This window comes from Achromobacter sp. GbtcB20, assembly GCF_019091095.1.
Classification (GTDB): Bacteria; Pseudomonadota; Gammaproteobacteria; order Burkholderiales; family Burkholderiaceae_B; genus Achromobacter; species Achromobacter mucicolens.
The window spans coordinates 1-257 of the sequence record NZ_JAGXJZ010000654.1 but is presented as its reverse complement, the minus strand read 5'-3'; the positions used below and the strand labels follow the sequence as shown (position 1 = coordinate 257).

Sequence of the window (257 nt, the reverse complement as noted above, 5' to 3'; positions counted from 1 at the left end):
AAGAGTTGGGAATGGGATACGAATGAGGCATTCCCCATTCACCGCCGTCTACGACGCGTGCGTTCTATATCCCGCGCCACTGCGGGATTTCCTGATGTGGCTCGGCCTGTCTGGCCGCTTCCGGGCGCGGTGGTGCCAAGCCATTCATGAGGAGTGGAAACGCAACCTGTTGATCAACCGCCCCGATCTCACCCGGGTTCAGGTCGACAGGACGTCGGATCTCATGGACCGGGCAATTCCGGACGGCTTGGTGGTGG

General features: G+C 60.7%; 1 pseudogene. It reads left to right on the top strand.

What is annotated here, in order from left to right:
- Nucleotides 1-22: 22 nt before the first annotated feature.
- A pseudogene (locus KVT32_RS32425) lies at nt 23-257 on the top strand (PIN domain-containing protein); the annotation flags it as partial.